14 protein-coding genes and 5 pseudogenes are annotated in these 13,323 nt (G+C 61.8%); 6 read left to right on the top strand and 13 right to left on the bottom strand.

Going from position 1 to position 13,323, the window contains the following annotated elements:
• Positions 1 to 2: 2 nt before the first annotated feature.
• Positions 3 to 1,790 (bottom strand): thiamine pyrophosphate-requiring protein, encoded by a 1,788-nt coding sequence (locus SB765_RS15220; protein ID WP_341795826.1) that lies wholly within the window; start codon positions 1,788 to 1,790, stop codon positions 3 to 5.
• A gap of 146 nt (positions 1,791 to 1,936) precedes the next feature.
• Between SB765_RS15220 and SB765_RS15215 the strand changes: the two genes are divergently transcribed.
• The gene (locus SB765_RS15215) at positions 1,937 to 2,461 is read left to right on the top strand and encodes a cupin domain-containing protein (protein ID WP_410910706.1); all 525 of its coding nucleotides are present in this window, start codon (positions 1,937 to 1,939) and stop codon (positions 2,459 to 2,461) included.
• Positions 2,462 to 2,508: 47 nt separating this feature from the next.
• On the opposite strand, the gene SB765_RS15210 is transcribed toward SB765_RS15215, so the two are convergent.
• On the bottom strand, positions 2,509 to 2,859 hold the full coding sequence (locus SB765_RS15210) for a hypothetical protein (protein ID WP_410910529.1): 351 nt from the start codon (positions 2,857 to 2,859) through the stop codon (positions 2,509 to 2,511).
• 189 nt (positions 2,860 to 3,048) lie between these two features.
• Here SB765_RS15210 and SB765_RS15205 point away from each other — a divergent pair, with 189 nt between their 5' ends.
• Positions 3,049 to 3,507, top strand: a complete 459-nt coding sequence (locus SB765_RS15205) for a phosphotransferase system, HPr-related protein (RefSeq protein ID WP_341795825.1) — start codon at positions 3,049 to 3,051, stop codon at positions 3,505 to 3,507.
• Entirely contained in the window at positions 3,507 to 3,737 is a 231-nt protein-coding gene (locus tag SB765_RS15200; protein WP_341795824.1) for a metallothionein, read from the top strand. The genes SB765_RS15205 and SB765_RS15200 overlap by 1 nt, the downstream gene beginning before the upstream one ends.
• On the opposite strand, the pseudogene SB765_RS15195 reads toward SB765_RS15200, so the two are convergent.
• The 3 genes and pseudogenes from SB765_RS15195 to SB765_RS15185 form a co-directional block, all read right to left on the bottom strand.
• Positions 3,665 to 4,015 (bottom strand): annotated as a pseudogene (locus tag SB765_RS15195) (phospholipase D-like domain-containing protein); the annotation flags it as partial. The gene SB765_RS15200 and the pseudogene SB765_RS15195 overlap by 73 nt on opposite strands.
• A 157-nt stretch (positions 4,016 to 4,172) precedes the next feature.
• Positions 4,173 to 5,093 (bottom strand): DUF72 domain-containing protein, encoded by a 921-nt coding sequence (locus SB765_RS15190; protein WP_258656974.1) that lies wholly within the window; start codon positions 5,091 to 5,093, stop codon positions 4,173 to 4,175.
• Positions 5,094 to 5,222: 129 nt separating this feature from the next.
• Positions 5,223 to 5,348: pseudogene (locus SB765_RS15185) on the bottom strand (protease); the annotation flags it as partial.
• Positions 5,349 to 5,428: 80 nt separating this feature from the next.
• On the opposite strand from SB765_RS15185, the gene SB765_RS15180 reads away from it, so the two are divergent.
• Both SB765_RS15180 and xth read left to right on the top strand, forming a co-directional pair.
• Positions 5,429 to 5,671 carry a hypothetical protein gene (locus tag SB765_RS15180; RefSeq protein ID WP_410910530.1) on the top strand — a complete coding sequence of 81 codons (243 nt, stop codon included), beginning with the start codon at positions 5,429 to 5,431 and terminating at the stop codon, positions 5,669 to 5,671.
• Positions 5,668 to 6,465 (top strand): exodeoxyribonuclease III, encoded by a 798-nt coding sequence (gene xth / locus SB765_RS15175; protein ID WP_341795821.1) that lies wholly within the window; start codon positions 5,668 to 5,670, stop codon positions 6,463 to 6,465. The genes SB765_RS15180 and xth overlap by 4 nt, the downstream gene beginning before the upstream one ends.
• Positions 6,466 to 6,653: 188 nt before the next feature.
• Here xth and SB765_RS15170 read toward each other — a convergent pair whose 3' ends face one another.
• The 3 genes and pseudogenes from SB765_RS15170 to SB765_RS15160 all read right to left on the bottom strand — a co-directional run.
• Positions 6,654 to 7,973: an SDR family oxidoreductase gene (locus SB765_RS15170; RefSeq protein WP_410910531.1), complete on the bottom strand. Its 1,320-nt coding sequence runs from the start codon at positions 7,971 to 7,973 to the stop codon at positions 6,654 to 6,656.
• A gap of 32 nt (positions 7,974 to 8,005) precedes the next feature.
• On the bottom strand, positions 8,006 to 8,239 hold the full coding sequence (locus tag SB765_RS15165; RefSeq protein ID WP_341795819.1) for a PLD nuclease N-terminal domain-containing protein: 234 nt from the start codon (positions 8,237 to 8,239) through the stop codon (positions 8,006 to 8,008).
• 31 nt (positions 8,240 to 8,270) lie between these two features.
• Positions 8,271 to 8,537: pseudogene (locus tag SB765_RS15160) on the bottom strand (alcohol dehydrogenase catalytic domain-containing protein); the annotation flags it as partial.
• Positions 8,538 to 9,008: 471 nt separating this feature from the next.
• Between SB765_RS15160 and SB765_RS15155 the strand changes: the two are divergent.
• Positions 9,009 to 9,299 carry a hypothetical protein gene (locus SB765_RS15155; RefSeq protein WP_410910532.1) on the top strand — a complete coding sequence of 97 codons (291 nt, stop codon included), beginning with the start codon at positions 9,009 to 9,011 and terminating at the stop codon, positions 9,297 to 9,299.
• Positions 9,300 to 9,481: 182 nt separating this feature from the next.
• Here SB765_RS15155 and SB765_RS15150 read toward each other — a convergent pair.
• The 5 genes and pseudogenes from SB765_RS15150 to nthA form a co-directional block, all read right to left on the bottom strand.
• Positions 9,482 to 9,736 (bottom strand): annotated as a pseudogene (locus SB765_RS15150) (methyl-accepting chemotaxis protein); the annotation flags it as partial.
• Positions 9,737 to 9,766: 30 nt separating this feature from the next.
• A pseudogene (locus tag SB765_RS15145) lies at positions 9,767 to 10,429 on the bottom strand (PAS domain-containing protein); the annotation flags it as partial.
• Between the two features lie 322 nt (positions 10,430 to 10,751).
• A complete protein-coding gene (locus SB765_RS15140) occupies positions 10,752 to 12,041 on the bottom strand; it encodes a GTP-binding protein (protein ID WP_410931523.1) in 1,290 nt (429 codons plus the stop codon).
• Complete coding sequence (gene nthB, locus SB765_RS15135) at positions 12,038 to 12,700, bottom strand: nitrile hydratase subunit beta (RefSeq protein ID WP_341795815.1); 663 nt, start codon at positions 12,698 to 12,700, stop codon at positions 12,038 to 12,040. Before nthB ends, SB765_RS15140 begins: the two co-directional genes overlap by 4 nt.
• Positions 12,701 to 12,740: 40 nt before the next feature.
• Positions 12,741 to 13,322 carry a nitrile hydratase subunit alpha gene (gene nthA / locus SB765_RS15130; RefSeq protein ID WP_341795814.1) on the bottom strand — a complete coding sequence of 194 codons (582 nt, stop codon included), beginning with the start codon at positions 13,320 to 13,322 and terminating at the stop codon, positions 12,741 to 12,743.
• Between the last annotated feature and the right edge of the window lies 1 nt (position 13,323).

Here is a 13,323-nt window from a genome sequence, read left to right as displayed (position 1 = left end):
TATCACTTCTTGCCAGGCAGCACCGAGCTGAGCACCTGCTTGGCTGTCTGCACGATGATGCCCGCCTGGTCGGGGTCGCCCTTGAGCAAGGTAGTGGCAAACTTCTTCGCCTGCTCCAGCTTGATGTGGGGTGGCAGGGGCGGCACGTTCGGGTCGGTCTTGAACTCGATCAGTACTGGCCGATCAGCAGCCAGCGCGCGCTCCCACGCAGCGGCAACGTCCTCTTCGCGATCTACGTAGATACCTTGCAGGCCAATGGAAATGGCGAACAAATGGTAGGGCACGTCAGGGATCGACTGCGAAGCTTCGAACTTGGGGTCGCCCTCCATCACCCGTTGCTCCCAAGTCACCTGGTTGAGGTCTTCATTGTTGAACACGGCACAGATCCATTGTGGGTTGTCCCACTGCTGCCAGTACTTGGCCACGGTGATCAGTTCGGCGAGGTTGTTCATCTGCATCGCGCCATCGCCCACCAAAGCAACCACTGCCCGTTGCGGGTGGGCGAATTTGGCTGCAATGGCATAGGGCACGGCTGCGCCCATGCAAGCCAGGCCGCCGGACAGCGAACACTGCATACCCTGGCGAATCTGCAGGTCGCGGGCAAACCAGTTGGCACAGGAGCCGGAATCGCTGGTGATGATGGCGTGGTCGGGCAGGCGAGGGGACAGCTCATGGACCACGCGTTGCGGGTTAATCGGGTCAGCCTTGGCCAGCGCGCGCTTGGCCACGGTCTTGTCCCACTGCGCACGCCAGGTCTCCACCTTGTCGCGCCAGCGCCGGTCGGTCTTGTGCTCAAGCAACGGCAACAATGTGCGCAGTGTTTCGCTGGCGTCGCCGACCAGGTTGACCTCCATCGGGTAGCGCAGGCTGAGCATGTCGGGTTGCAGGTCTATCTGCACGCCGCGCGCCTGGCCTTCCTTGGGCAGAAACTCGGAATAGGGAAAGCCGGAGCCAATCATCAGCAAGGTGTCGCACTCGGTCATCAGCTGATAACTGGGTTCGGTGCCAAGCAGGCCGATCGACCCGGTGACCCACGGGAGGTCGTCCGGCAACACAGCCTTGCCCAGCAGCGCTTTGGCCACCCCGGCGCCGAGTATTTCGGCAATTGCAATCACCTGCTCTGTTGCCTGCAGTGCGCCGGCACCTACCAGTATCGCCACCTTGTGCCCGGCGTTGAGTACATCGGCGGCGCGCTGCAGGTCTTCGTCGAACGGCAACACCCTGGGCTTGCTGTAGCCGATGCCGGAATGCACCGTACCGTGAGCCCTCGGCGGTTCGTTGTAGGGCAGGTCCTGCAGATCATTGGGCAGGATGATGGCGGTAACGCGGCGCTCGCCGACGGCCGTGCGCACCGCACGGTCGAGCAGGTGGCGCACCTGCTCCGGTGTCGATGCCTGCTGGACGAACGCACCGGCCACGTCCTTGAACATCGACAGCAGGTCCAGCTCCTGCTGGTAGTGCCCGCCCAGTGCCGCACGGGCCTGTTGACCGACAATGGCCAGCACCGGCTGGTGGTCCATGCGTGCGTCGTACAGGCCGGTGAGCAGGTGCGAGGCGCCTGGGCCGGAGGTGGCCATGCAAACACCGAGTTCGCCGGTGAACTTGGCATGTGCGCTGGCCATGAAGGCGGCCATTTCCTCATGGCGGGCCTGGATGAATTCAATCTTGCCCTTGGCCCGGCTCAGCGCGCCGAACACCCCATTGATGCCGTCGCCGGGGTAACCGAAGATGCGCCGTACTCCCCATTGATACAAACGTTCCACCAGAAAGTCGCCTACCGTGCCGGTCATTGCCTGCTCCCGTTCTGTCATCGATAGGTGTCTGGACTTGGCACGTGTCGGGAAAGTTTCAACGGTATGTTCACCCGTCTGCCGGCTGGAACCTCGCAACAGCCGACGGGTTCGAAGGTGAACCGATGACCGCCAGGGTGCGCATCATGACGCTCATGAATACAGAAGATGCCAGCGTGCAGGCCTTGTATTTCGAAGACGACGGCGCCACGCCGAACAGCCGTTTTCCCGTGCTGTTCTACCGGTTGAAGCTCGATCCGTCGGGGGACAATGCCAGCGCATTCGAAGCGCTGTTTACGGCTCACCAATGGACCCCGCTGTGGCGCGACGGAATCTTCGATTATCACCACTTTCACCCTAACGCTCATGAGGCGCTGGGCATTGCCTGGGGGCAGGCGCGATTGACGCTTGGCGGGGAATCAGGGCAGAGCGTTAGCGTGGAGCGGGGCGATGTGCTGGTGCTGCCAGCTGGTACGGGCCATCGCTGCATCGAGTGCAGCGATAAGTTTCTGGTGGTCGGCGCCTATCCCTACGGGCAGGAAAACTACGACATCCAGCGTCCCGACAGGGCAGCGCACCAGCGTGCCGTTGCGCGCATCGCCAAAGTACCGCTACCTCAGCAAGACCCGGTCGGCGGCATTCGGGGTGCGTTGATGACGCATTGGCGCTGAGTGCGCTGCAGTCAGGCCGAGTGGTCCATTGCCTTCGGCCATTTCACCTAACTGCCGGAACCTGCGCCGGATCCACTACCCGATGAGCCTCCGCCACCACTGCCCGAGCCTGTACCGCTGCCACCAGAGCCATTACCCCCGGTGCCCGAACCACTGTTGGTACCGTCACCGCCCGTGTTGTCCGTCCCATTGTCATCAGTACCGCCATTACCCGTACCCATGCCATCGCCTGGTGTTCCTGAGCCCGTGGCACCGCCTTGGCCGTTCATTTGACCATTGTCGTGCGGTTGCACGCCCGGGGCGCGCTGATCGTTCAGGTCTGTGGCAGCCAGGGCAAGTGGTGCAGCGAAGCCCAGGCACAGGGTAAGCACAAACGCAGAGGGTTTTGTGGGTGTCATGGTGAAACTCCTTTCAGGGTTGTTCACCTACTGTTTGGCCAGCCGCTCGCGGGAGGGTGCCTGCTGAGCGACGGAAGGCGCGGTGGCGTGAGGAGTTCAAAAATGCGAGGGGTGGGGGCTGGCAGAAACTCTGAATCATTTGCCGCCGGGGAGGGTCGACCGGGTGAAGCCCACAGATGGAGAGCGTTCATGTCCACACCTCATGACCCAAGACCGCCCATTGAGATCGACGACACCGAGGACCGCATGGGCAGCGTCCACGAGCTGGATTTCAGCGAACGCCGCGATGAGCGCCAGGGACGTGTCGGCGACGAGCGTCCGGCGCGGGAGATCGCCGAGGATTACCCGCCCCGGCGTGTTGCTGAAAGCGGCATGACCGGCGGCGAGGCGTTGAGCGACAGCCTGCACGAGGACAACGTCACCCTCGATGACCTGAGCCCCGATACGCTGCTCGATGAGACCGGTGCCCGCGATCCGGATGAGCCTGGCAGCGGCGGCCCGGCGGACAAGGCCTTGCGCCAGGTAGATGCCCACGAGATCGGTGGCGGTTTCGGCCTGGACGAGGCCGAACTGGCCCGCTCCGCGCCGCTGGACGGCGAGCCGTGGACCGATGACGTGGTGCCCGATGACGAAGGGAGAGAGCCGTGATGAATGAACAACGTTGTTCCTGCACCCATTGTTCTTGCACCGTGGATGCCAACGCTGTGATCCAGGATGGCAAGGCCTATTGCTGCGAGGCCTGTGCGAATGGCCATCGCAATGGCGAACCCTGTCGAATGAGCGACTGCAAGTGTGGTGAGTTGTCTCACACGAAAGAGTCCAATGTCGATAATGCACTGGATGAAACATTTCCGGCGAGTGATCCGATTTCGCCATGATGCCAGTTGCTGCCAGATGTGAGACCAACGGTGGACCAGTCGTTATCCGCCAACGCAACCTTGCCATGGAGCGGCCGTTGGCAGTACTCATGGATGCGCACGTGGTCGCGCAACAGGTAGTTGTAGAGCCGTCGCGAGAGCGCGCGTACCCAGCGCATGTCCGGTTGCCCCTGGAGGATTAGCGTCACCTCGACCCGAACCCCGCGCCCCGCAGCATCGATCAGGGCGTGGCGCAAGGGTTGACCGATCTTGTCGTGGGCATTGCGCAGGTAGATACGGTCCAGGCGCAGCATCGGCAGGTGCGCGGAAAAGCTGCGTGTCGGCTTGCCGACAGCTTCCACCAAGTAGCCCGATAACCGCGCATTTGCTTTCAGGCGCCAGTCGTTGATGTCGCCGGCGACGATGACCGGCTCGTCCGGTGGCAGGCTCTCAGGTTCATAGCGGCTCCTGCGGCTCGACGCCTGGTTCGGTCACCAGCTCGCCGTCAAGCCCTAGCTTGTCCAGCAGGCGGCGGGCATCGTAAGGGGCATGGACTTTCTGGTCGTTGTCGAAGTAGCAGTACACGTCGCGGGAGGTGCGTTTTGCCGGGGCGCGGCGCATCACACGCTGAGCATCCTCAGGCTGGCTGCCTGCAGCCCAGGCTTGTATGCGCAGGCGCCAGCGCCGCAACGCCTTGGCCGTGTAGCCACTACTGTACAGCTCGACATCACCATGCAGGCGCAAGTACACGAAATCGGCCGTGACCTCTTCGACATAGGGCCATTTGCCGGCGCTGTCGGCGACCACCAAGGCAACCTTGTGCTTGCGTAGCAGGTTGATGAAGGTGTCACAGAGGAAGCTGGGGTGGCGGATTTCCACGGCGTGGCGCAGGCGCGCATTACCCGGCACGGCAGTGCCGCCGTTGCCTTGCAGGCGTTCAGCGGCGTGGCGCGCAAGGCTGCGGGCGGCTTTGCGGTCGCGTGGCAGCTTGGCCAGGAAGTCGCTGAAGCGCTGCGCGTCGAATTTCAGGTTTGGGGGAAACTGCCACAGGAAGGGGCCGAGTTTGTCACCCAGCAGCAAGGGGCCCGATGCGAAGAAGTTGGCAAGCGCCTCGTCGATTTCGCGGAGCCTGCGTACGTGGGTGATGTAGCGCGGCGCCTTGACCGAGAACACGAACCCCTGCGGTGTCTCGTCACGCCACTTGCCATAGCGTTCGGGGGTTTGCAGTGCGTAGAACGAACCGTTGATTTCGATACTGTTGACTGCCCGCGAGGCAAACGCCAGCTCGTCGTTCTGGCGCAGTCCCTCGGGGTAGAAGTCCTTGCGCCATGGGCCATAGCGCCAACCGGAAATTCCAATGCGGATCTCGCTCACCATAGTCCCCTGCGGTCCTGTACTTAACAGTAGCGACAGGCAGCAGGACAAGAGGATTCAACAGGATTGACGAGTGGCTGGCATGGAAAAAGGAACGTTACCGGTGCTGCAATCGTTTCCCAGTGGCCACCTGCTGCCTTCGTTATCACTTAGAATGTCGACCACTGCCCCGTTTTTCTGCAAGGCTTCACGAGGTCCCGTCAACTCCACTTGTTCGAAGCCATCGGTGACCAGAAAGGCTACGCGCTTGCCACCCAGTTTTGCCCAACTGACTGTTGCGGTTGAACGTTGCGCGGCTCTTGGGCTCTGACTAGCAGGGATAGAACGAGGCAGCCGTCATGAGTATCGACCGCAGCATTCCTGAACTTGAAGCCTGGTACGCGCAGTACGACGACATCAGCTACCGGCGCGAATCGCCGGATGCCTATCACCATGAACTGGTACGCACCGCCGAGGCGCTGCGGGACGATGGTGCGATTGACTGGGATGACTGGTTGGCGCTGAAGGCACTGGCCGATGAGGCACATATCCGGGCACTGGAAGATGCCGTGCAGGCTCATGTGAGTGACCCTCACGCATGAAAGCGCTGAAGATCGCCACCTTCAATATCAATGGCATCCGCAGCCGCCTGCCCACGCTGTTGGCCTGGCTGGAACGGGAGCAGCCGGACATTGCCTGCTTGCAGGAACTAAAGGCGGCCGACCAGCAGTTTCCTCGCCAGGCCATCGAAGCGGCAGGTTATGGTTGCCTTTACCAAGGGCAACCCTCATGGAACGGCGTGGCTATCCTGGCGCGTGATAGCGAGCCGCTGGAGGTACGTCGCGGGCTGCCTGGCATGCAGGACGATCAGCAAAGCCGCTATCTGGAAGCTGCGGTGCACGGCGTGCTGGTCGGCTGTTTGTACTTGCCCAATGGCAACCCGCAACCCGGCCCGAAGTTCGATTACAAACTCCGTTGGTTCGAGTGCCTGATCAAGCATGCCCAAACACTGCATGGCAGCGGCCATCCTGCGGTGTTGGCCGGCGATTTCAATGTTGTGCCGACCGATCTGGACATCTACAACCCGCGCTCATGGCTCAAGGACGCGCTGCTGCAACCTGAATCGCGGGCGTATTTCCAACAGTTACTGGCGCAGGGCTGGGTCGATGCTGTTCGCCACCTGTATCCCGAGCAGCGCATCTACACGTTCTGGGATTATTTTCGCAATCATTGGGCGCGTAATGCCGGGCTCCGTATTGATCACCTGCTGCTCAACCTCAGTCTCAGCCCTTATCTGAAGCAGGCGGGCGTGGATGCCTGGGTGCGCAACGAAGCCAAGGCCAGTGATCATGCGCCGGTCTGGATCCAGTTGGGCTCGCGCCGCCAGCAACGCTAGCTGGCAGGGCGGCTGTTCCCTGGAGCGTGTGGGCAGGATAGGCGTCTGGGCACCCATCGGCAAAGTTTCACGCACTTCCCCTCATCGCATTCATCTTCAGTGATCAGCGTCGGCTACGCTGATTGGGAAAGCGCACGTGATCTCGCAATGAGACCACGCTCATTGCTCAGTGCGCAGACTGCTCTTGGTTACCTGCGTCGTGAATGTGTGAGTGTAAGACCCACAAGGATTCCCAGCGCCGCTGCGCCTATCAGCAGCGGCGTTTTGTCTTTTGGCTTCCTCCAGCCTCCGTCGATACCCCTCCTGCCACTTGGAGGCTCAAAGAGGTTGCCAGATGATGCTTCGGCTATGGGGCTGCGATTTATCCCCCAGCGCGTCAGCCTCCCTGACAACCGAGGCAGCCCGGGTATCAGGTAGCTGGCCAGATGCGCGAGGCGCGCCGCAGCGCCAACCGTGGTGTGAGCCCGAGGCGAGATTGCGCAGGCCACCATGGCGTTTGCCACCATTTCGGGATCGTATATGGGGCCTGGTGGTGTCAACGCATGCCCGGTGTAGTTGCCCCCATCCCGGAAGCCCGGTGTGTCCATAACTGCAGGATAGATATCGCAGACATGGATGTCGGGAAACGCCGTCAATTCGCCCCGCAATGCCTCGGTCAGTCCACGCAAGCCGAACTTGCTCGCCGAGTAAGCGGCGGCATAGGGCTGGGCCACCCAGCTGCCCAGCGACAGCGTGTTGATCAGAATGCCGCTGCCCTGCGCCTTGAAGAAGGGAAGGGCGACGTAGGCACCTCGCAGGTAACCGAGCAGGTCGGTCTGGATGACCTGTTCGTGTGCCTCCAATGGGGTGTCCTCGAAGTGGCCGACCGCACCAACCCCGGCGTTGTTGACCCAGACATCGATTCGCCCATGGCCAAACTCTGCGGCCTGCGCCGCCAGCGCTTGAACCTGGTCGTTGCGGGTGACATCGGTCGTGATCGCTATGGCATCGGTTCCACAATCGGTGCATTCATCCAGGACATCGAACAACGCCTCTTCGTCGCGTGCGGCGAGCACCAAGCGAGCACCTTTGCACGCAAACGCATGCGCCGCGGCTCGGCCAATACCGCTGGAAGCGCCAGTGACCACCACGACCTTACCGCGCAGAGGCCCTTTGACCGAAGCGCCACTGTTAGGCGCTTCTCGTTCTGTACCCGAGGCACTGTGGTCAAGGGGGGCAACGGTTTCGCTGGCCTCGATCCGCGAGAGTTCAAGCGCGGTGCCATCGACCAGGGTCAACGTCAGCCCTTCGACCGTGCCTGCCTCTCGGTTTGGAAAAACGGGTTCACCTGCGGCATCCAGGCTATCGTAGATGAAGCGTGTACCCTCAAGCCAGCCCACGGCGGTGAGAAGTTCAGGGCCGAGATAATACTTCCCGTCTTGAAAGAAGCCTGGAAACTGATGAGCGCGCTCCACGTTTTCCACGCGATAGCGTTCGCTTGATTTCATGCCTGTTGCTTGATCGATCATGTTGAAACCCCTGTAAGTGGAGCTCGGAAATGTCAGCCTTTGCTGTGCTCGTCGGAAGTGGGCCCGGTACCTCGCTTGATACCACGCGGGCCAGCAACGCCCCAGATACCCAGGCCAACCAGCGGTAGCGCGACGATCAGCAGGGCCCAGGCCGCTTTGACCGTATCGGTCTTGTCGCTTCGGAACACGCTGACGATGGCCCACAGGTCGATGAGTAGAAGAATTGCCGTTACGGCAATCCAGAAGTAGCTGGCGACCCCGTTCATGACTTTGCCTCCTCTACACGTAGTGGGCGTAGGCCAAGCGGTAGGGAATCACCACGCGGTCGCCGATCTGGAGATTGTTGACTGCACGCCCGGTGTCTTCGACGATGCCCATGAACTCATGGCCAAAGATATCGCCTGCTTCGGTTTCTGGAATTTTGCCTCGATAGAGGTGCAAGTCGGAGCCGCAAATGGCCGTGGAAGTCACCTTGAGGATGATGCCGTCTTCTTGAACGATGACGGGATCAGGAACGTTATCGACCCTTACATCGTTTGCTCTGTGGTAAGTCAGTGCTCGCATACTCCTCGCTCCTGCATCACAAAATCGTGGGGGTATGCAGGGGAAGCTTGCAGGCCATGCAAAGTTCAAAACAACAGATTCAGTGGTAATGCTTGAGGGGGGCAGACTGTTTTCCGCTGCAGGAGCGAACGAAGTGTGACGACCAGGAAGGTATCGCGGAAGCCGAAATGCTTGGAAGCTGCAGTTCTAACCATTGTGTAGTAGGTACCGGAGCTGACTGTGAAAGCAAAGCCGTGTCGCCAGTTGAGTCGGCAGCTAACGGGGAGCCGCTTCGAACCGCTTATGCACCTCTTGGCAACGCGGACGCCTGCTCTGTCCACTTGACCAGAAAGTTGTACAAGAAAATTTTCTTGTATCGGAATTGGGGCCGGTCGTCTGATACTCATGTTTCTACCGCCTAAGTGATTGAACTGCCTCATTGCATTGCTATGGTGAGGGTTCCATATAAGACTAAAGTCGTAGGAGGGCGGCATGCGTATTCGAGGTGATGTGTTTTGGGATTGGGCGGATCCAGTGCTTCATCATCGTATCCATGACGAAGAGCTTGATGACGGCACCACGATTGATGTCCAGGTCAGGCTCTCGCGCACCGGTCAGACGCAAATGTTCATCGGTGTGTACGCTGGATGTGGAATGGCATTGCATGAAGAAACATTCGATTCTCGCCCAGGCGAATCCATGACTCGAGCTCTGGCCTGGGGTGTTGGTAGAGCCAGGCGTCTGGCTACAGATCAACGGCCAGAAGCGAAGCAGGTGGCCTAGGACACTGTGTAGTTCGAGGTTGGTCGTTAGACGCAGGTGCTGACGGCCAACTGCTCAATGCAAACCGCTCCATCTAAACTCCGGGCGGGTGAAGAAACAAGGGCTTTCGGGTTGTCTGCTATTGGCAGGCTACAGCCGATCACGAAGGACCGTTACTGGTCCATCGCGCTCGGTCAGTTGTCGATCATCTGCGCCGCTTGCTGAGTGGCCTGGCTGGTGCGCGTGGCCAGCTTGCGCACCTCGTCGGCGACCACGGCGAACCCGCGTCCGGCCTCACCTGCCCGCGCTGCCTCGATGGCGGCATTCAAGGCCAGCAGGTTGGTCTGGCTGGCGATACCCTGGATGGTGGCGACGATATGGGTAAGCTTGCCGAGGGTCTCCTGCATCACCTGGTGCTGTTGCGCCTGGGCCTCGCGAATGGTGCTTTCCTCATGGCGGGCATGGATATCGGTGATAGCCCCGACTACCCGCAGCGGGGCCCCATCCTGACCCCGGCGGGTTTGCCCGCGGCCGCGGAACCAGCGGTAGGCGCCGCTCTGGTGCCTGAGCCGGTACTCCACATCAAACGGGGTATTGCCGCTGTGGTCCTCCACATGAGCGACGAATGCCGCGATGGCGCGCTCGCTGTCGTCGGGATGCAGGCGCGAGGTCCAGCTTTCCAAGGTGTTGGGAAACTCCTCGACGGTGCTGCAGCCCAGCAGCCTGCGCATCTGCGATGACCACCAGATGGTGTTGCCCGGGTTAGCCGGATCGCCCGCCACCACTTCGATATCCCACAGGCCGTCGTGAAGCATCTCGCGGGAAATATCGAAACGTTCGGCGGCCAGCTCCAATTCCTGGATACGCAGGTACTGCTCGTGGATGTCGCGCAGGGTGCCGGCCGTGGCCACCGAGACACCGTGGGCGTCGCGCTGCGAACTGCCGCTGATCCGGCACCAGCGATAGTCACCGCCGGCCGCTGGTTTCATCCGCACGTCCAGCGCAAACGGCGTGCGCCCGCTGCGATCGGCCAAGTGCCGGGCCAGTGCCTGCATGTGGGGTTGTCGGTCGGCAGGGTGCAGTTGCTCGCTCCACTGCCCCAACCGGGTCAGGCGCGGCGCCTGTAGCGAGGCCGAGCCTGTCCACTGCATCGCACAGTCCGGCGCTGGGGTGGCGGCGGTCGTTGGATGCAGTTGCCAGAACAGCTCATCCGCGCCCTGGGTGACCAGCGTCCAGCGCGCCTCCAGTTGCTGCGCGAGTGCCTCGCGCTCAGCCAGGCGCTGCTCCAGCTGGCTGACCTGCAAAGCAAGCACACGAGCCTGCTCGTTGAACTCGCGCCGCTCCTGCAGCACGCGCTCCACGCCTGCCAGGATGCGCCGCAACAGCGGATTGGCCGAAGACAATGGCGCGCTCGGCTGGTCGGGCTGCTCCAGGCGGTCGGCCAGCGGGGCCAAAACCCAGCGGCTGGTACGATTAAACAACAGCATGCGACACCTCCGGTTGCATGGCGGCATCAGCCGACGATGACTGCGCCTGCCGGACTGACACGGTCTGGCTGTCGAAGTCGGCCGCCCCCGGCAACGCTGGCCAGGCCGACGGGCCGCTGGCGATTTCCTGCGGGCTCAACAGACAGTGGTCGAGCTCGCGTTGCAGTGCCTGGGTGTCCAGGTCCTGGCCGATGAACACCAGTTCCTGGCGGCAATCGCCGACGATGCTGTCCCACTTGGCCGTGATGCCCTGCAGGCGATATTTGTCTTGCGGCCATTGCGAGGGGTCGATGAAGCGCCACCAATGCCCTACGTAGTCCCACTGGAATTGCTTGCCGCTGTGCACCAGCAGCGCGGTTTCGCGGTGGCGACTCGCAAGCCAGAAATAGCCTTTGCTGCGCAGCAACCGACCGTTGCGCCAGGGACGGGCAAGAAATTCGAGCAAGCGTTGCGGATGGAACGGGGCGCGCTCGCGATACACCCACGACACCACGCCATAGGTGTCCGACTCGGCAGCCGGTGTGTCGTGCGCGTCTATCCGCTTCATCCAGCCGGGCGCTGCGGCAAGGCTGGGCAGATCGAACAGCCCGGTGCCAAGGATGCTCGACAGCGCTACGTTGCCGGCGACCATCGGCAGGATCTGCGCCCCCGGATTAAGTCCGGCCAGAATCGACCGCAGCGCCTGGTAGCCGGCCTCATCGACCAGGTCGCGCTTGTTGACCAGGATCACGTTGGCGTACTCGACCTGCTCGATCAGCAGGTCGGCCAGCGGACGCCTTGGGGTATCGCTGGTGGCATCGGCACGGGCGACGGTTTCGGGTGAATCGAGCAAGGCCATGAACTGGCTGGCATCGACCACCGTCACCAGGGTATCCAGGCGCGCCAGTTCGCTAAGGCTGAAGCCGTTGGTGTCGAGAAAGGCAAAGGTCTCGGCGACCGGCATCGGCTCGGAAATCCCGGTGGACTCGATCAACAGGTAATCGAAGCGCTGCTGGCGCGCCAACGCGCTGATCTGCTCGAGCAGGTCGGCACGCAGGGTGCAGCAGATACAGCCGTTGCTCATCTCGATCAATTCATCCTCGCCACGGTGCAGCGCAACCTCGCGCTGCACCTCGGAGGCATCGATGTTGACCTCGCTCATGTCATTGACGATAACCGCCACCTTCAGACCCTGGCGGTTGCGCAGGATATGATTGAGCAAGGTCGTCTTGCCTGCGCCGAGGAAGCCCGAAAGGACCGTCACCGGCAGTCGGCCCGCCTGGGCGCTATTGCTCATGGGCGCGCCGCTCCCGAACCTTCGATCTTGTCCAGGTAGCTTTCGAACAGGTCTACCACCACCAGCCCATCGTCTGCGGCATCGCCCCACAGGTCTCGCACGCGAAACTCGACATGGTAGGTCGGTTGGTGCGCAGCGCTCTGGTCGCCATGCCCGATCGCATCCGGGAACGGCCACTGTTCGGTGGTCCGGTGCAGCACAACGCCTTGCTTGCCGCGCACATAACCCGGCATGCGCACATGCCCGGCCACGTATTCATCGCGCACGATGACCCGGTCGCCCACTTCGAAAGGCGCTCGCCCGGTGATTGCCGCACGCCCTTTCGCATGGGCGGGGTTGGCCAGCTTGAAATGCGAACCCAGTGCTTCGTCCAGTTCGGCCTGGGTGATGACGCCGGTTTCGACCAGCAGCGTGGCGGTGGCGATCACATAACGCTCGTAGTACTCGGTGCCGACATGCTGGCGCACATCGATGCGTTCGACGGCGTGACGTATTTCGTCGACGCTGAACTTCTTCAAGTGATCGGCGCCGATGAACATCAGGCTGTAGGCCAGGTGTTCCCAGTCCTGCTTGAATACCTGCTTGTAGCTCAGGGTGTTGATGCGATGGGGCACTTTGCCAAAGCCCTGGAAACCGCCGAGATCGTGGAAGCCATCCATATTGAATACTCCGGAAGGTGAATGAAGTGGATGGACCGACTCAACCGACCCGGGGCACGGCGACACCGATGAGCACGTCCTTGGTGACCAGTTGCCGCAACTGCTCTTCGCTCATGTCCTCCGAGCCGGCGGGCCGTTGCGGGAGCACCAGGTAACGGCTTTCGGCGCTGGTGTCCCAAACCTTCACCACCACGTCGTCGGGCAACTCGGTGCCCAGCTCGCGCAGTACCGTACGCCCCTCCCGGACCAGCCGCGCACGGAACTCGAAGCCCTTGTACCACTCCGGCGGCAGGCCCAGCACCGGCCAGTTGGTGCAGGAACACAGGCTGCAGACGATCACGTTCTTCACCTGCGGGGTGTCTTCCAGGGCGATGATGTATTCGCCCTGCGGGCCGGTGAAACCGAACTGGGCGCAGGCGGCGGTACCGTCCTTGAGCAGCAGTTCGCGGAACTGCGGGTCGACCCAGGCCCTGGCGACGATGCGCGCGCCGTTTTCCGGGCTCCAGCCATGTTCCATGAGTTCGGTGAGCTGTTCGATGTAGCCCTCGGGGATAAGGTCCTTGTTCTTGAGCACTGCAAACAGTGCCCGCGCCCGCTCGCCAGGGGTTGAGGTTGCCGTCATG

The sequence above is a fragment of the Pseudomonas sp. SIMBA_067 genome, assembly GCF_046534675.1.
Lineage (GTDB): Bacteria > Pseudomonadota > Gammaproteobacteria > Pseudomonadales > Pseudomonadaceae > Aquipseudomonas > Aquipseudomonas putida.
This window is presented reverse-complemented; position numbering and strand designations above follow the sequence as displayed.